The organism is Alteromonas sp. ABH4_453 (genome assembly GCF_056160665.1).
The window spans coordinates 145,667-162,834 of the sequence record NZ_JBSWXP010000005.1 but is presented as its reverse complement, the minus strand read 5'-3'; the positions used below and the strand labels follow the sequence as shown (position 1 = coordinate 162,834).

Sequence of the window (17,168 nt, the reverse complement as noted above, 5' to 3'; positions counted from 1 at the left end):
ATTTCATACAGCATGATAGATGGCATACGATAGAAATGCTTTAAGTGTGTCAAAATCACGGTCAAACTAGCGTACTAAACCCATTAATGTTTACCGCTGGTGACAATTGCACCAGTGCGCACTAAATTGTTAGCTCAGACTGTTCTTTATTCTTTCAGGTGGTATCATTCGCAGCCATCTGAAATGTGAGGGTGTTCCTATGCAAAAGAAAGGTGGTAATTCGCACGAAGACAAGTCGTGTGATATTGGTTTTATCGGTTTAGGGGTGATGGGTAGTAACCTAACCATGAACCTAGTGGACCATGGCTATCGTGTAGCGTGTTTCGATTTAGACCAAAATAAAGTTGAGTCTATTCTAGCCAAAGACGCAAGCGAAAGAGCTGAAAATACTGAGCCTCGTGTTGAAGGCTGCAGTTCTTACACCGAGCTTTTAAGCAAGTTAAAAGCCCCGCATCTTATTATTATCTCTGTGCCTGCTGGCGATCCTGTTGACCACGTTTGCAATCATCTTATTGACGCCGGAATTCACGCTGACGATATCGTGGTTGATACTGGCAACAGTTTGTGGACAGACTCTGTAGCACGTGAAGAGCAGTACAAAGGTAAATTTATCTTCTTCTCTACCGCAGTGTCAGGTGGTGAAGTAGGCGCTCGTTTCGGGCCATCTCTTATGCCTTCAGGCAACCCTTATGCATGGACTCGCATTGAGCCTGTTCTTAAAGCTATTGCTGCAAAGGTTGACCCAGAAACAGGTAAACCATTAGAAAGCCATACGCCCGGTCAACCAGTGTTAGAAGGCGAACCATGTGCGACCTACATCGGTCCGGTTGGAGCCGGGCACTATGTAAAAATGGTGCACAACGGTATCGAATACGCCGACATGCAGCTTATCTGCGAAACTTACCATGTTATGCGCGAAGCGCTACATATGGCGCCTGCTGAAATAGCAGAGGTGTTTCGTCGCTGGAACGAAGGCAAGCTGAATAGCTACCTGATGGAAATTAGTGCTGAAGTTCTTGAACAAATGGATCCAGAAACACAGCAGCCGTTAGTTGACGTGATCTTAGACAGAGCAGGTCAAAAAGGTACAGGTCTTTGGACTGCAGTAAGCGCATTACAGGTAGGTAGTCCGGCACAGACCATCACTTCTGCGGTATTCGCGCGCAGTATTTCTAGTTTGAAAGACGAGCGTGTAGCTGCGAGCAAGGTTCTTGCAGGGCCTGATGCGCCATCATTCAGCGATGATGAGAAAATGTCGATCATCAACAAGCTAGAGCAAGCGCTTTATTGCTCTAAAATCTGTGCATACGCACAGGGCTTCCAGTTAATGGCAATGGCTGGCAAAGAACACGGCTGGACACTGGAGTTTGGTGAAATAGCTAAAATATGGCGTGCAGGCTGTATTATTCGCGCCGTATTTCTTCAGTCTATTTCTCAGGCCTACGAGAATAACGAAGACTTAGCCAACTTGCTTATGGACCCATTCTTTGCGGAACAAATTACACAGTACCAATCTGATTGGCGCGAGTCTATCGCCCAAGCGACACTGGCTGGCGTGCCTTGCCCTGCCATGATGTCGGCGCTAAGCTATTACGATTCATATCGCACAGCTGTGTTACCTGCTAATTTGCTGCAAGGCCAGCGCGATTATTTTGGCGCACATACTTATCAGCGTGTAGATAAGCCAGCAGGTAAAAAGTATCACATCGAGTGGAGTGATCCTGCACGTCCGCAAACCGCTATCAAAAAATAGTATGAACTAAATAGTGTTACACGCGCTCATAATTGAGCGTAAACTATCGAAAGGTGTATTTGTTTTCAAATACACCTTTTTTGTTTTAAGAGGTAAGTTATGTCGACAGATGAAAAAGCAAACGCATCAATAGCTAAAAAAGACTGGAAAACTGAGCTCACTGACGAGGAATATTATGTATGCCGCGAAGCGGGTACTGAGCGACCTTTCACTGGAGTATTGCTAGACGAACAGCGAGATGGATTGTATGTGTGTAAGTGCTGCGAAGCACCACTATTCCCTTCAGATACTAAATTTGATGCCGGTTGCGGGTGGCCTTCATTCTACAAGCAGCTTGATGACGGTAATGTAGATTACAGAGAAGACTTGAGTCACGGTATGCGTAGAGTTGAGATTTTTTGTAAGCAGTGTGGCTCGCACTTAGGCCACGTATTCCCAGATGGTCCTGCGCCAACGGGTCAACGGTACTGCGTAAATTCGCTATCTATGACCTTTAAAGGCGAAGACGATACACAAATTAAAGGTTAAAAAGCGACAGGTCGAAGCCTTTGTACCTAGGGCCTGCTGACCTTTGTTGTACATTTTTGCAGCGGTCTGTGTGCCATTTAGACAAGGCGAATGTTTGACGGTTTAGTGGTTCTAAATCGGGAACATTCAACGCAGTATAGATGGCACAAAGGCGCTGCCCGAAGGGGTCGTTATGGAAGCCTTTTACTCTTTGTCACAGTCCTTTAACTTAGCCCGCTAGGCTTGCAGGACTGTTTCGCGATTAAAAGGCTTCCATTTAGACCAAAATTCGTACATCAAAGGTCAACAGGCCCTAAGTGAGCGCTTGATTAAGGTAAACATCTGATTAAATTTTAACCTTGTGTGGAAAGTCGAGAGATCCAATAATAAAAAACCGCCCATAAACGGCGGTTTTTTTAATTATTTACCAATGAAATTGTGTAATTGAGTTTCAAAAAATCAGAGTTTATCCAGTTTCAATGAATCTGCGTTGAAGGTCGCGCTATTCAAATTACTGACTATTTCATCAACAATGTTATCTAGAATGCCTACTGGAAGGGCATAGCGTTGTCCAAGTTGAACACGCTGAGTGTCGTTAATTCTCTCATCGAAGGCTTCAGCCACACCATACCAAACATAGGCAAGGCGATAGTTGTCCATATCTATCCCCATTGAAGCAAGCGAGTAGAAAATACTGACATCAATGTCGTCGCTATCTGTATATAAACTTAGCGCGCGATATAAGGTTTCAATAGTACGCTTTTGGTCTGTTTTAATCTGAACAGAGGCCAGTGCGACCAGTAGCTTTGGATCGCTTACGCGGTTGCTGGCCGCAAAGCGCTCAAAGCGATGAAAAGCCTCTTTGTCGTTATATCGTGTCCAATGATAGTAAGAAAGGTAAGGATCAAGGGAGTCTTTCGTCTCGCGGCTTAGGCGTTTAATTTCACGCTGGGCAGTAATAACGCCTTTTAGCCGTGTCGCTTCCTTGCCTTTGCGTTTAATGTGTTCAATGTGCTGCACTTCTTCAACGCAGGTGAGATATTCTTCGAAGTTCAGAAGGAGCGGGTACTTGTAAGCGTCGTCTTTTGAATCTTGATTGTAGTAACGCAAGCGAATAATCTCAGCTCGCTCGCCGCGACAACGGGCATCCAAACTCAAATCTAAGCAAATCTCGCTGTGAGATTCACAAATTTCACTGATAGTAGGTTCAAAAAGATCGCCACAACCCGTCAGTGTTGTCGCTGCTGCCAGCCACACCGTCGTTACATAATTTTTTGTTGGAAACTTACTAAATAAACTCTCTGTTATACGAGTTTTCATAGAGGTTTTGAAACTTATCAACAATTTGGTCTTCCTTGCTTGTTTATTTAAGATACTGCTCGTCACCGTCAGGCGAAAACTCACCTAGTGTACCCTAAAAATAATAAAAAGCTGACGCGTAATTAGGATTAGTTGTACGTGTTTGTGCCACAAAAAAAATTGGCCGCGCATACAACAATGACAACACCGTTAAATTAATATCGATGAAGGCAGAAGCATGAATCAACAGTTTGAGCAGGAATTACAAAGCAGCTGGCAAGAGCGTCAGGAATACGCAGAAATGATGTTGCCCCTTATTGGTAAATTGTATCGCAATAAGGCAGTTGAAATTTCGGTTTATGGACGCTCGCTACTGAACGCCAGTGCTATTGATGTTATTAAAGCGCACCGCAAAGTGCGTCTGCACGAAGGTATTAAGCTACGCCTACGCGAAAGCTATCCAATCTTAGAAGCCTTGAGCAACATGAAGCTTGCCCCTGCACAAATTGATATTGGTAAATTGGCTTTTGATTTTCACTACGGTTCTGCGGTCGACAACAACGACCTTACGGCCTACCTTAACGAAAAACTAAACGACGTTGCCGACAAAGAGGACGATCAGAAACCTCAGGACGTTGTACTATATGGTTTTGGCCGTATAGGTCGTTTACTTGCTCGCTTGCTTATTGAACGCCAAGGTAAAAACAATAAGCTTCGCTTACGTGCCATTGTGGTTCGTGGCGGGCGCGATGGCGACCTAGAAAAACGCGCAAGCTTACTGCGCCGCGATTCAGTGCATGGGCCATTCAACGGCAGCATCACAGTTGACCACGAGCGTAACGCGCTAAAAGCGAACGGTTCATACATTCAAGTCATTTATGCCAACAGCCCAGATGAAGTGGATTACACTCAATATGGTATCGATAACGCTATCATCGTAGACAACACGGGTATTTGGCGTGACCGCGATGGCCTTGGCCTACACCTTAAAGCCAAGGGTGCAGCGAAAGCTATCCTTACTGCCCCGGGTAAAGGCGATATTAAGAACATCGTACACGGCGTAAATGACGAAGAAGTCACACCAGAAGATACAATTGTATCTGCTGCAAGCTGCACGACTAACGCGATAACGCCGGTACTTAAAGCACTAGACGAAGAATATGGCATTGAAAACGGTCACGTTGAAACCGTTCACTCTTACACCAACGATCAAAACCTTATCGATAACTACCACAAAGGTGATCGTCGAGGGCGTAGTGCGCCACTTAATATGGTTATTACTGAAACGGGCGCTGCGAAAGCAGTTTCCAAAGCGTACCCGAAACTGGCAGGTAAACTTACCGGTAATGCTATCCGCGTACCTACCCCTAATGTGTCGCTAGCGATATTGAATCTAAACCTTAAAACGTCGGTGGATCGCATTGCAGTTAATGAGTTCTTGCGCGATACCGCGTTGTTCTCAAAGCTTCAACATCAAATTGATTACACAGCTAGTAAAGAGATTGTATCTACAGACTTAGTCGGCTCTCGCGCTGCGTCTGTGGTTGACTCTCAGGCAACTATCGCCGCAGACAACCGCCTGACGCTATATGTGTGGTACGACAACGAGTTTGGTTATAGCTGTCAGGTATTGCGCGTAGTTCGTGATATGGCAGGGCTAAGTTTCCCTACGTTGCCGCTGTAAGCAACACGCGTTACAAGAAACTGTATAAAAAACCGACCTAAGTGGTCGGTTTTTTGATGGTGTAAACATTTTGTATACTTTCGATAGTACAAAACCCGCTGTGTGCGTGGAATTTGTGTTTACGTCTATGCTAAATTAGCGCTCAAATAATGAGGAAAACGACAGTCTATGCATATTTCCAGTCAATTCGACAGCGGTAACATTGAAGTTGTTAGCGCACAATCACCAGACGATATCCGTCTAACCATTCCCAACGACAACCAATCTGAATTTGCTCAGTGGTTCCATTTTCGTTTAGTGGGCGAAACTTTTGTAACTCACACAATGACTATTGGTAATCTGGCTAAGTCAGCGTATCCAGAAGGTTGGAAGGGATATAACGTTCTAGCGTCTTACGACCGCCAAACGTGGTTTAGAATTCCTAGCGAATTTGACGGTGACAACCTTACGTTCTCACTTACGCTAGAACAGCCAAGCGTATACTTCGCGTATTTCATTCCGTACAGCTACGAGCGTCACCTTGATCTTGTGCACGACGCGCAAATGTCATTACTGTGCGAGCATAAATTTTTAGGCCTTACTTTGGATGGCCGTGATATGTCTATGCTGGTTATCGGTGAAGAAACGCCAGAAAAGAAAAAAGTATGGATCACGGCACGTCAACACCCTGGCGAAACCATGGCTGAGTGGTGTGCGGAAGGTATTATTTACCGTCTGCTCGACGAGCAGGATGGTTTGGCGCGACAGTTGCTTGATAATGCTGTTTTCTACATTGTGCCAAACATGAATCCAGACGGCAGCGCACGCGGTCATCTGCGTACCAATGCTGTAGGCACCAATTTGAACCGCGAATGGGCAACACCTTCGCAAGAAAAAAGCCCTGAAGTACTTTACGTGCTCAACGCAATGAGCGAAATTGGTGTAGACATGTATCTTGATTTGCACGGTGATGAGGCATTGCCGTACAACTTTGTCGCAGGAAGTGAGGGTAACCCTAGCTACAATGACACTATCAAAATGCTTGAAAATACGTTTAAAGATGCGCTGTTGAACGCTACGCCAGAGTTTCAAGATGAATTTGGTTACGATAAAGATGAGCCAGGCAAGGCTAATTTAACCGTAGCGTCAAATGCGGTGGGCGAGAAATTCAAATGTATGGCATATACGGTGGAAATGCCATTTAAAGACAATGCAGATGTACCGGACGATATCTACGGTTGGTCGGTACAACGTAGCCGTCAATTAGGTGAAGATTTACTTATTGGTGTGAATGCAGTTGTTAAAAAGCTAAAAGCATCAGAGCAATAAAACAAGAATAAGGAAGCGAAAGTTTCCGCAAAAAGGCCTCGACAAAAGAGGCCTTTTAATTATTAAAATAAAACAACAATTAAACATAATAAAAAAGGGGAATAACGTTGGAAGGTTTATATGGTTTTCTAACTATGCTCGATGGGTTCTTAGGGGGCGCGTTCTGGTTTCCTTACGTACTGTTAGGCGTAGGTCTTTTCTTTACGGTTTATCTTAAGTTTCCGCAAATTCGTTTCTTCAAACACGCTTGGCAGGTTGTTACCGGTAAGTTTGATAAAGAAAGCGATCCAGGCGACACCACGCATTTTCGCGCACTAACTACCGCACTGTCTGGTACCGTAGGTACAGGTAACATCTCGGGCGTTGCTTTCGCTATTTTCCTTGGTGGCCCCGCGGCACTATTTTGGATGTGGGTAACCGCCTTTTTAGGTATGACAACAAAATTTGTTGAAGTTACTCTTTCCCACAAATATCGCGTAAAGACAGAAGACGGCACCATGGCCGGTGGCCCTATGTATTACATGGACCGTCGCCTAAACATGAAGTGGTTAGCGGTTGCATTTGCTGTTGCAACGGTAGTTAGTTCGTTTGGTACAGGTAACCTTCCTCAAAGTAATGGTATAGCGCAAAGTATCGAAGCAACGTTTGGCTTTGAGCCTTGGATGGTAGGTAGCGTACTGGGTATTCTTCTAGCCTTGGTAATTCTTGGTGGTATCCAACGCATTGCCGCGTTTACAGCGCGTGTCGTTCCCGTTATGGCGGTTATCTATCTTATTGGTGCCCTTGCCGTTATTTTCGCAAACCTAGAAAACATCGGACCTTCCTTTGCCGCAGTTATTGGTGATGCGTTTACCGGTTCAGCAGCCGCAGGTGGCTTCTTAGGGGCGTCGTTAGCTTATGCGTTTAACCGTGGTGTGAACCGAGGCCTATTTTCGAACGAAGCGGGTCAGGGCTCCGCGCCTATCGCTCACGCAGCAGCAAAAACCAAAGAGCCTGCGTCGGAAGGTATGGTGTCACTGCTTGAACCTTTCATCGACACTATTCTAATTTGTACCGTTACTGGTTTAGTTATTCTGTCGTCGGGCGTGTGGAAAGAAAAACACGAAAACGTCTTCGACCGCTCTGACATGTACTTTGTAGCAGGGCAATACGACGATTCCAACCAAGATGATGTAAACAAGCTATACGGATACCTTAACGATATTGAAGGCAGTGCTGTAGAGGCATACACAGGCTCTATTACCGTTGTTAATGGAACTGCGGTAAGCGATGGTTTTACTCTGCTTAATGCGCGCTCTGTAGCAGAAGACGTGAAATATGCAGTAGGCAGTGAAGACTTGTTCACCGGTACATTAAAGATTGTCGACGGAAAGCCAGTTAAAGAGAACCTTGAAGTAAGTGGTAAGTCGCTGGTTCACTCAGCTGCGCTCACCACCATTGCCTTTACTCGCGGTTTCTTTGGCGATGCGGGGCAGTATATTGTTTCCATTGGCTTAATGTTATTCGCTTTCTCAACCGCTATCGCTTGGTCATATTATGGCGACCGCGCAATGACATATCTATTTGGTCCCCGTTCGGTAATGCCGTATCGCGTTATTTATGTGGCAGGCTTCGTTTGGGCCGCATTCTCTGATACTACATTGGTTTGGGCGCTTTCTGCTGTAGCAATTGTAGTAATGACCTTGCCAAACCTGTTTGGGATCATGCTGCTTTGTAAAGAGATGAAAGAAACGGTTAACGACTACTGGTCTCGACATAAAAAATAAGGTGAGTATTACCTACAGCATTGCCCCTTCTTGAGTTTCACTGAAGGGAAATGCAACTTGGCTATCAGCTAAAAATGCGTAGCGGTGAACTTTGTATAAAAGTTAACACCCTGCGCATTTTTGTTTTATGGCGATGAGGTTAATCCACAGAATCGACTTCATTGTTGTGATGAACTTAAGTATGATACCCGTCCGCGTATAAATGCTCACTCGCTTAAAAGCGTACAGTGCATTTCGAATTCGCACTCAATAAACAGGAGCAACATATGGCATTAGTTGACTGTCCTTCATGCAATAAGAAAACGTCAGATAAAGCGAAGACGTGTCCTCACTGCGATTTTAAAATCGGTGATGCGACCTCAGAAGATATAGAGCGCAAGCAAAGCTTACAAAGATTTAAAAAGTTAGCCAGTATCCAGAACCAGTCTCTTCTTGCTATGCTGATCTTTGTTGCGAGTTTTGGCTTCATGTATTGGGGCGGAACACGCCCAGGTGATTTGCAACACAATTTAGCTATTTTGGGCGCTGTGGTTGGCTTTGTTTGGTACTTAGTAAACCGCGCGCGTATTGTTTACATAAAGCGTTTTTCCTAAATGAATATAGAAGCACTATTAGCCAGCATGACGCCGGAGATATACGAGCGTCTGCGTCAGGCGGTTGAGACAGGCAAGTGGCCTGATGGCACGCCTTTAAATGAAGAGCAAAAAGCAAGCAGCATACAGGCTGTTATGCTGTATCAAGCAAAAATAGAAAAGTCCTCTGAGCATATGACAGTAGGTGAAAGCGGCGAAATTGTTCATAAAAGTAAAGCCGACTTTAAACGCTCGTTACGCGATGAGCAGGATGATAATAATACAATAGCGCGGTTTAAACAGGATGATATTTAGTCGTATATTTGCGCCTTCACACCAAAGCCCAAAGCCTGAGAAACGGATGCAGGCAATAGAGAATCTTTCTCCCGAAAAGGCACAGGAAAAAACAATTCTTCACGAGCTGGCATTTAATGACGAAGATGCAAATGTCAGTTTAGCAGCACTCGAAAAGCTTAATAGCTTCGTGTTGTGGCTTAAGATGTCACAAATTGCCAAGCAGTCTCGCGTTAAAAAAGCCGCCGAAAAAAAGGTAAACGCCGCTTTGCTAGGCGAGGGGGATGTCACACTTTCCCGCCAAGAGATATTCTCTTTTTTAACTGAAACAGCCAATACCGATTTGGTAGTGCAGTTGGTACCGCAAATGTTGAAGAAAGAGCCTATGCTCTTACAAGATGATGCGCTAGCCAACACGCTAATCGAAAAAGTAGCGAAGCCATCTTTCACCCAGTTTGTCTTTTTAGAAGGCGCAAGTCCCCAACTGCAAACTCAACTAGTCAACGCACATTCAGACGTATCAGATTTGCAAAAGCTTGCTAAGAAAGTGTCAGATGATGCGCTTGTTACGCAAATTAATGCGCGAATCAATGCTATCAAAGAGGCTGCGAAGCGCCCAGTGGAGCTTAAAAAGCAGCTTACTTTGGGACTTTCAAAATATCAGGCTTTGCTCGACAAATCAGATGTAGAAACCATTGATGAAAAGCGCAATGACCTTGAGAGCGAATTGACAGGGCTGTTTGCTCAAATTGACTTACTCACTTCAGAAGAACGCGCTGATTATGAAGAAAAGCGCGCGCGTATTGGTGAGCAGCTTGACCGATATTTAAGCCGTATCCGCCCGGCATGGGAAGATAAGCAACAAGCGTCGCAACGTGCCAATACCAAAGCATTGTGCGAACAGCAGCTTACTTATGCCAAGGAGCAGGTAGCTTGGTTGTACAATAACAGGCTTTGTGAAGCTACGCTTGCTGATGTTGCAACGGTTAATGAAAGCGTACGCGGTGTTGAAGCAACGCTCGAACAGCTAGCGCGTCTTGATGATGAATCTGCAACTGATAAGCGAATTTCACAGATTAAGGGCTCTGTCGACGAACTAAACGAGCAGCTTGATCGCTTCTCTATGCAGCAGCAATACGGCCAAAAGCTACTGATAAAACTTCAGTCGCTCGAAGACATTGCCGCTAAGATCGTTTCGGCAAGCGATAGCGAGTCGGATAAAAATACTCGTGATGTGAGCGTTGATGAAGCTAGCACATCGACTGAGGATTTGAGTCAAGTAAATGGTGGCGACGCATTACAAAGTAGTAGTGTAGTAGCTCTTAAAGCGGAGTTTGACGAAGCACGTCAAGCGTATAAAGCGCTTACTCGCGAAATCGATGCTATTCCCAAGGCGTTGTCTAAACGTTTTAACGCCGCGACAAGCAGTGTAAATGCCAAAGAGCGTGCTCAAAAATCCAAAGAAAATGAGCAAATAAAATACGTTAGGAAACACATTAGTGTGATCGATAACTTAATTGCTCAGGGTAAGTTCCGCGTTGCTATTTCAAAATTTGCAAAGCTTCAAGAAAGTTATGCTGCGCTTCCTGGTTCAGCGAAAAAGTATGTAGAGAAGCGTTTTGAAAAGACCGCTGGTGATGTGTCGCGCTTAGAAGGATGGCAGGATTACCTTGCTGCGCCGCGCAAACCGGCTCTTTTAGAAGAAGCAAAAGCGTTAGCCAGTGCTGATGCAGAAAACATTAAGCAAAGAAGTGAGGCCATTAAGTATTTGCGTAAGCAATGGTTATCATTAACACCGTCATCATCAACGAGTGAAGGAAATAGTGATGACGTGTTGTTACAGCAGCAATTCGATGATGCACTTGAAAAGGCCTTCGAGCCTTGTAGAGCGCATTACGCGAACTTAGATGCACAGCGGGCTGCTGCGCGTGAACAGCGTATGTCGATCATCGCTACGGTTAAGGCAATGGACATTAACATGCCGGAAGCCGAGTTAGTGAAAGTTTTCGATAGAGTGTCTAAACAGTGGCACGCTGCAGGTCAGGTTGAACGTGAAATTTATGAACAGCTGAAGCAAGAATGGAAGGCGGTATCATCGCCCATTCGGGCTAAAGTGAATCAATGGCAAAGTGACAACCAAGCCCAAAAGCGTGCGTTAGTCACCCAAGCTTGTCAACTTGCTACGGAAGAAGATGTCGCTGTCGCTGCCGACAAAGCTCAGCAATTGCAAAGTCAGTGGAAGCAAATAGGCCATGCAGGTAAACGTGAAGAAAGTAAGCTGTGGGCAGAATTTAAAGCTGCCAATGACACTGTATTTGAACGTTTAAAAGCCGAGCGGAAAGTACAGAATAATGCGTTTAACGCGTTAGTAGATTCGCTACTCAAGCAAGTTGAAGCTGTTGACATCAACAGCGATGATGCCACGTTCAGTCAATCAATAAGCGACGTTCGCTCTCAGTTAAACGACTTGCCTAAAGCGCAACGTACGAAAGTAGATAAAAAGTTAGATTCACTTGAAAGCCAGCGCGCGGCGCAAGCTAAAAATGCACAATCTCAAGCCAGATTAGCGCGTGCTCAGGCTCTGATTTCTTTACTACAGCTAAGTGTAGGTGAGGGAAGTGGTGACGAGCAATCTCTAGCCGAAACGTTAGGGAAGCGTTGGTCAAGCGTATTGGGTCAGTCTACTGGAAATAAAACAACCCAGCACGATAGACAATGGTTAACGGTAGCATTAGAAGTCGCAACAGGTATGCCTAGCCCAGATGCAGATGCATCTATACGCTCTAGCGTACAGCTACAAATGATGACATCTAAGCTGGAACAAGGCGAAGCGGCAACCGCTCCCGACATTCTTGCAGACTGGTTATCATATGACTCGATAAGCGAAGCAGAAAACTACTTGCTGCAACGGGTTGTTTCAGTTATTGATGCTCACCCTGAAATTGTTGCTTAAATGGAAAGCCCAAATGGAAAACAGTGTTGAGTTTCAATTTGAAACAGAAATGTCTGCTTATCGCTTTTTGAATACCGTAAAGCATATTGACGCAGAAGGGTTAAGAGTGAAGTTCGGACGTACGGATCATCACGTGAGTGTAAAATACCGTTACGGCGTGGGTGAATTTGATTCGACGCTATCTACACTAGACGATCTTGCTCGTGAGTTAGGTGGTGAAGAAGTGTCTTAACTAACCAGTTAGGTAAAACCACGTCGACTGTAAATACAAAAAGGGCCAGACATTTGTCTGGCCCTTTTTTGATAAAAACGTGATTAACAGTCTTTATCTTCAGCGTCTACGCCTTCTTTCACATCTTCACAAGCGTCTTCAACGGCATTACCTGCATCGGTAACCATCTCGTCTAGCTCTTCGCCTGCGTCTTCTGCTTCACCGTCACCGCAAGCTGCTAGTGATAGTGCAAATGCTGATGCTACTAGTACCTTTGATAAATTTTTAAATGAAAACATATCCTTACTCCTTTTTCCTATTGAAATACTTCTAACTTTTAGGCTCTTGGTGCTCTACCACGTAACGCATTTGCGATAAGTGAGATTACGAGCAACGCGATAAACACAAAGAAAAGAAATTGTGCGATACCTGTTGCTGCACCTGCGATGCCTCCAAAACCAAAAACTGCTGCAATAATGGCGATGATAAAAAATGTGATTGCCCAACCTAACATAACTAAATCCTCGTATTGCTTCCGTTACTTTCACTGTAACTAATGCTATCTTTGTGCCTGTTTTTTAAGTTATTGAAATATATCGATATAATTTAACTTTTATTTGATTTTGAGGCCGTATCTGCAGGCAATTAACGTCACGATTACACGTACGAATGCATTTTTTACATGATTGAGTAAGGCCCTTGTCAGCTAAGGGCCTTGGGCTGGGATTATTCTTTGATTCTTACCAGCTTCCGAAAAACATGAGAGAAAAGTTGTGGTTTGTTTTGGTGTCTGAATTGGCGCCTGGCGACGCAATATGATTATGTAAGTATCCCATCTCAAAGCGCCACAATGCGTTTTGCGCACATAGTTTTTCTCGTTAAAAATAAAAAAGAGGCAAAGCGAAAGGGAAGGAGCGCTTTGCCTGCAAAGGGAGAGTGTTTCTCCCCTCACACTTTCTAATAGTGGAGGGGCAATGGCTTATTTAGTTACCGTTTGGGTTGTAAGGTAACGACGATTGGTGGGCAACAATACGCAGGTCGCCGTCACTATCTTTGACATAGGCAAACGTGTATTCCACTTTCGTTTCGCCACCTTTTGTATCGGTAAAGAAGTAGTTACCCATCGCCACCGCCATGCGACAGCTGTTGTTGATAATACCCACATTATCGAATTTCACATTTGTGTAAGGCTTTATGGCAAAGCCTTTGTCCTCTTCGTAAGCGTCATTACCGCCAACAAAGTATGAAAGCGCAGCATCGAAGCTTGAACGGAACTGGTCGTTAGCTGCAAGTGTTGGTTTGAACAGTACGCTGCTCAAATCGTAACCGTACATGGCTTGTATAAAGTCTGCGGCCTCACCAGAGTAATCCCCCTTATTACTAAATACTGCACCAATCCGTACGATGCCATCGCCCCACATCTTTTGTGCCGTCACCACTTCTCGCTCAGTAATACATTCATCTGAATACAGTAATGCGTTATCCAGTGCGTTAGCTTTTAACACTGGCGCATTTGCACTTCGAGAATGATCCATCTGCGGCTTTGCAACTGCACTGCAGCCTGTTACTACCATAATCGAAGCTGCTACAAGTGTTGTTTTTGTCATTAACGAGCTTAGCTTTTTCATCTCCTGACTCCTCAGTCATTTGCAAAATAAATACGTGTTACTACCTGATTAAATTGCTTGGAGCAGAGCCTGTGTCACGCTGTGAATAGCGGTCTACAAATCTGCTCTGCACTTCATGGGTTTAATGATAGCTGGCTTGAATGACGGAGACTTTTGTACAACATTAACAGAAGATTAACGGCTCATTAAAAATGAAGATGTCAAAAAATGTGTCAGTTTTGGGCGTATGAATGTCTTATCTGTCATGCTGGTAAGTGTGTATTATGATCGCATTACTTCATCAATATTACGTGACTTATGCGCAAACTTATTTGTTTACTTGCATACGAAGGAATGGAATTACTCGATTTTGCTGGTCCTCAGTCTGCTTTTTATGAGGCACTTCAGGGAATGGATGATAGCTATGAATTAAAGATAGTGGGCTTTGATCAGAGTATTGTTCAGTGTGAAGCGGGGCTCCAATTTATACCGTCTACCTCTATGGACGATGTTTGTGCGTGCCATACATTGATTATTCCGGGAGGAAAGGGGGCGCGAAGTCTGTCAATCACACCATCTCAGTTAGAAAGCTTAAATCGACTTATGTTGAACTCGGAACGTGTTGCAACTATCTGCACAGGTGCATACTTAATTGCTCGAACTGGCCTACCTGATAATACTACTATTGCAACCCATTGGGCGTTTACCAGCGATTTACAGTCACAGTACCCAGCGCTTAATGTAGAGCGCGAAAAGCTATTTGTTCAACATGGAAAATACTGGTCTTCGGCCGGTGTTACGTCTGGGATAGATTTAACGCTGCGTCTTATAGAAATTGATTACGGTGTTGGCCTCGCGCACCATGTTGCTAAGCATTTAGTGGTTTACTCAAAACGCTCAGGAAATCAAAAGCAGTTTTCCAACGTACTTGACATTCAAAAGTCAAAATCTGATCGGCTTGCTAAAATTATAAGCTGGATTGGAGAGCATATCGATGAAATTATAACCGTTAAACAGTTATCTGATTTGGTCTATTTGAGCGAAAGGCAATGTCATAGACTCTTTTTAAAAGAAACAAATATGACACCGGCACAGTTCGTGGAAAAGTATAAAATGCAGTTAGCTAGCGACCTGTTAGCCACGACGGAAAAAGAAATAAAGACTATTGCACTGGTTGTTGGTTTTAAAACGTATCACGGTTTTGCTCGTGCATTTGAGCGATGCTTTTCGGTAACGCCAACTGCGTACCGAAAAGCATTTCAGTTAAAAAACTGATACTACAGTGTATAGAGAAACAGAATGACGTTCAGCTAGTTGCCATTTTTCGGCTCTAGAGGCTGTGAAAGTACTTCTAATACAGTAAAGGCATTTTTACCCAAACTTGTTTCGTTGTTCGCCATTTTTACATCAATGGTAAAGTAGATATCGTTAATCTGAGTATTGATAACGTCGTTAGAGCTTGGGACAGCCATGGGTTGAGCCACTTCGTCACAGCCAGACATTGTACATTGCCTGTCTGTTTGAAATACTGCAGGCTTTTCTTTTCCTGTCATTATCTCTCTTGCTATCACCGGTTTTTTGTCTACATTGGTTTTCGCTATCGCTAGATAAGTGAAGCCTTGTTTCTGTGCAATTTCGGCCGCCCGGTATAGTGCATACTGTTGAACCTTATCTGCTGGCGTCTTATCCGTTGCCTTAAAGAGAACTTTATATTCATCTTCAGCGATTTTTTCACTTGAGTATCCGTAAGCCGCTTTCGAGTTAGCTGACTTGTATGGCGTAGGCGCAGCCACTGGTGTTGATGAACACCCTACTATTGCAAGGCTTAAAACCGTGCTCAAAGAGGCAAGAAGTATGCGGCTATTCTTAATGTTATTTTTAATGTTCATCTCACATATTCCTTAATACTGTGATCACTGAAACAATGAAAATAGTGCAGTTCTGCCTAACGTCATCAGCGCTTGATTACGCTTTGCGTTAGGTTTTGCGTCAACTGCACCTTTGTATGCGCCTACCGACGCAATGCCTAGAAGGGTTTCTGGTTTGCCCATCATTAACTTACATTGCCTTTTTGCCTGTGTAAGTGCAACGTCGGCATGATGTTTTTGTGAAAAATATGCATGTTCTTTTTGCGCAATGTCGCGCATGTTAGCTTTTAGAAAGATATTCATAACAAATAGCCTCGTTCAGTGCTCATTTCATTTGATGTATAGGTTGGAACTTTGTCTTATTCGAAGACCTTGCGCCAGGTTTGAATAAGCCTGCTAAAGTTCAGGTAATTAAAAGCGTTTTGAGCAAGCTTAAAGAAGCCAAACGCGGCAATGCTGTTTAATACCAACAAAATTAGTGGAACGGCTACATAATGTAGACCTATATTGTGAAGTATAGCGCCAATGGCAATGTTCAGAATTAGCCAGCAGACCGTACCAACAGCGAAAGCGGCTAAACATGCAAAAACGGTGACAAAGAAGCTTTTTTTAATGAGCGTTAACTCACTATTAGTGAGTTCGAGAAACGCTAAACCTTGCGCTTTCCGTTGAGTAAATGCTTCCTTAAACGCAGCGAAAACGTCTTTAAACGATGGGTCTGGGTAACTTTTAGGTGATGCGTGATCATCATTTAACGATGAATTGTCAGTGTTATCGTCTTTTGGGTGTGTGCGAAAAATCGCCTGCGCCGCGGGCGGCGTCAGGCGAAATGGATTTTCATTGCACACGGTAAACTGTGCTGTACGAAAATCTAGTGCTCTCATGCGATTACTTCTTACGTAACAGTGATGTCACCAGCATACCTGCGGCAAACGCGATACCTGCAGTCGCCATCGGGTTTTCAATAGCATATTGACGCACTTTCGATGCTTGCCATTTCTGTTGTGCTAAACGCTTTCTTGCAGACATATTTTCTGCTGACGATGACGCTGTACGTCGAATGTTTTCCTCTGCAACACCTGCACTGTCTGCTAACTTGTCTACTGACGCATGAAGAGAATCTTTCAGTTGATCCGTTACCGGGTGACTCGGCTCAGCCACACCATTAGAACGGTTTGTTTTAACGGTTTGTGTTTTTGCTGAAGCTTGTGTAGCCATAATACTCTCCTTAATATTTAGGGTTCACTTAGAAAGTGCAACGCGCATACCAAGTGTTAATTTCTATAATTATCAATGGGATGTGTTTATGTGGGGGGGAGAGCTGGTAAAAGGTTTGCAAGATAATC

The 17,168-nt window shown here is 44.2% G+C and carries 18 protein-coding genes; 10 read left to right on the top strand and 8 right to left on the bottom strand.

Annotated elements, in window-relative coordinates:
• Positions 1 to 199 precede the first annotated feature (199 nt).
• Positions 200 to 1,753: an NADP-dependent phosphogluconate dehydrogenase gene (gene gndA / locus ACXAGV_RS11500; RefSeq protein ID WP_014976813.1), complete on the top strand. Its 1,554-nt coding sequence runs from the start codon at positions 200 to 202 to the stop codon at positions 1,751 to 1,753.
• Between the two features lie 99 nt (positions 1,754 to 1,852).
• Entirely contained in the window at positions 1,853 to 2,281 is a 429-nt protein-coding gene (gene msrB / locus ACXAGV_RS11495; RefSeq protein ID WP_039216559.1) for a peptide-methionine (R)-S-oxide reductase MsrB, read from the top strand.
• Between the two features lie 438 nt (positions 2,282 to 2,719).
• Here the strand turns inward: msrB and ACXAGV_RS11490 are convergent, their stop codons facing one another.
• Positions 2,720 to 3,604, bottom strand: a complete 885-nt coding sequence (locus ACXAGV_RS11490) for a DUF2989 domain-containing protein (protein ID WP_474873373.1) — start codon at positions 3,602 to 3,604, stop codon at positions 2,720 to 2,722.
• A gap of 193 nt (positions 3,605 to 3,797) precedes the next feature.
• On the opposite strand from ACXAGV_RS11490, the gene ACXAGV_RS11485 reads away from it, so the two are divergent.
• The 7 genes from ACXAGV_RS11485 to ACXAGV_RS11455 all read left to right on the top strand — a co-directional run bounded on the left by ACXAGV_RS11485 (position 3,798) and on the right by ACXAGV_RS11455 (position 12,368).
• Positions 3,798 to 5,243 carry a glyceraldehyde-3-phosphate dehydrogenase gene (locus tag ACXAGV_RS11485; protein WP_474873372.1) on the top strand — a complete coding sequence of 482 codons (1,446 nt, stop codon included), beginning with the start codon at positions 3,798 to 3,800 and terminating at the stop codon, positions 5,241 to 5,243.
• A gap of 168 nt (positions 5,244 to 5,411) precedes the next feature.
• Complete coding sequence (locus ACXAGV_RS11480; protein WP_474856969.1) at positions 5,412 to 6,551, top strand: M14 family metallopeptidase; 1,140 nt, start codon at positions 5,412 to 5,414, stop codon at positions 6,549 to 6,551.
• 107 nt (positions 6,552 to 6,658) lie between these two features.
• A complete protein-coding gene (locus ACXAGV_RS11475; protein ID WP_474873371.1) occupies positions 6,659 to 8,317 on the top strand; it encodes an alanine/glycine:cation symporter family protein in 1,659 nt (552 codons plus the stop codon).
• A gap of 266 nt (positions 8,318 to 8,583) precedes the next feature.
• Positions 8,584 to 8,910 carry a zinc ribbon domain-containing protein gene (locus ACXAGV_RS11470; protein WP_014949837.1) on the top strand — a complete coding sequence of 109 codons (327 nt, stop codon included), beginning with the start codon at positions 8,584 to 8,586 and terminating at the stop codon, positions 8,908 to 8,910.
• Positions 8,911 to 9,204 carry a YeaC family protein gene (locus tag ACXAGV_RS11465; RefSeq protein ID WP_474856967.1) on the top strand — a complete coding sequence of 98 codons (294 nt, stop codon included), beginning with the start codon at positions 8,911 to 8,913 and terminating at the stop codon, positions 9,202 to 9,204.
• Complete coding sequence (locus ACXAGV_RS11460) at positions 9,194 to 12,136, top strand: DUF349 domain-containing protein (protein WP_474873370.1); 2,943 nt, start codon at positions 9,194 to 9,196, stop codon at positions 12,134 to 12,136. Before ACXAGV_RS11465 ends, ACXAGV_RS11460 begins: the two co-directional genes overlap by 11 nt.
• 13 nt (positions 12,137 to 12,149) lie before the next feature.
• The gene (locus ACXAGV_RS11455) at positions 12,150 to 12,368 is read left to right on the top strand and encodes a hypothetical protein (protein WP_014949834.1); all 219 of its coding nucleotides are present in this window, start codon (positions 12,150 to 12,152) and stop codon (positions 12,366 to 12,368) included.
• An 83-nt stretch (positions 12,369 to 12,451) separates the two neighbouring features.
• On the opposite strand, the gene ACXAGV_RS11450 is transcribed toward ACXAGV_RS11455, so the two are convergent.
• The 3 genes from ACXAGV_RS11450 to ACXAGV_RS11440 form a co-directional block, all read right to left on the bottom strand.
• Positions 12,452 to 12,646: a hypothetical protein gene (locus ACXAGV_RS11450; protein ID WP_159489361.1), complete on the bottom strand. Its 195-nt coding sequence runs from the start codon at positions 12,644 to 12,646 to the stop codon at positions 12,452 to 12,454.
• Positions 12,647 to 12,684: 38 nt separating this feature from the next.
• Complete coding sequence (locus tag ACXAGV_RS11445) at positions 12,685 to 12,861, bottom strand: DUF1328 domain-containing protein (RefSeq protein ID WP_014949832.1); 177 nt, start codon at positions 12,859 to 12,861, stop codon at positions 12,685 to 12,687.
• Between the two features lie 469 nt (positions 12,862 to 13,330).
• Positions 13,331 to 13,975, bottom strand: coding sequence for a phosphoribosyl-AMP cyclohydrolase (locus tag ACXAGV_RS11440; protein ID WP_136782840.1), 645 nt, complete (start codon positions 13,973 to 13,975; stop codon positions 13,331 to 13,333).
• A 297-nt stretch (positions 13,976 to 14,272) separates the two neighbouring features.
• On the opposite strand from ACXAGV_RS11440, the gene ACXAGV_RS11435 reads away from it, so the two are divergent.
• Positions 14,273 to 15,229: a GlxA family transcriptional regulator gene (locus ACXAGV_RS11435; RefSeq protein WP_474873369.1), complete on the top strand. Its 957-nt coding sequence runs from the start codon at positions 14,273 to 14,275 to the stop codon at positions 15,227 to 15,229.
• 35 nt (positions 15,230 to 15,264) lie between these two features.
• Here ACXAGV_RS11435 and ACXAGV_RS11430 read toward each other — a convergent pair whose 3' ends face one another.
• The 4 genes from ACXAGV_RS11430 to ACXAGV_RS11415 are packed head-to-tail and all read right to left on the bottom strand — an operon-like array spanning position 15,265 to position 17,040.
• Entirely contained in the window at positions 15,265 to 15,843 is a 579-nt protein-coding gene (locus ACXAGV_RS11430; RefSeq protein WP_474873368.1) for a CC0125/CC1285 family lipoprotein, read from the bottom strand.
• 24 nt (positions 15,844 to 15,867) lie between these two features.
• A complete protein-coding gene (locus tag ACXAGV_RS11425) occupies positions 15,868 to 16,125 on the bottom strand; it encodes a hypothetical protein (protein ID WP_474873367.1) in 258 nt (85 codons plus the stop codon).
• Positions 16,126 to 16,181: 56 nt separating this feature from the next.
• Positions 16,182 to 16,706, bottom strand: coding sequence for a hypothetical protein (locus ACXAGV_RS11420; RefSeq protein ID WP_474873366.1), 525 nt, complete (start codon positions 16,704 to 16,706; stop codon positions 16,182 to 16,184).
• Between the two features lie 4 nt (positions 16,707 to 16,710).
• The gene (locus tag ACXAGV_RS11415) at positions 16,711 to 17,040 is read right to left on the bottom strand and encodes a DUF883 domain-containing protein (protein WP_474873365.1); all 330 of its coding nucleotides are present in this window, start codon (positions 17,038 to 17,040) and stop codon (positions 16,711 to 16,713) included.
• Positions 17,041 to 17,168: the final 128 nt, after the last annotated feature.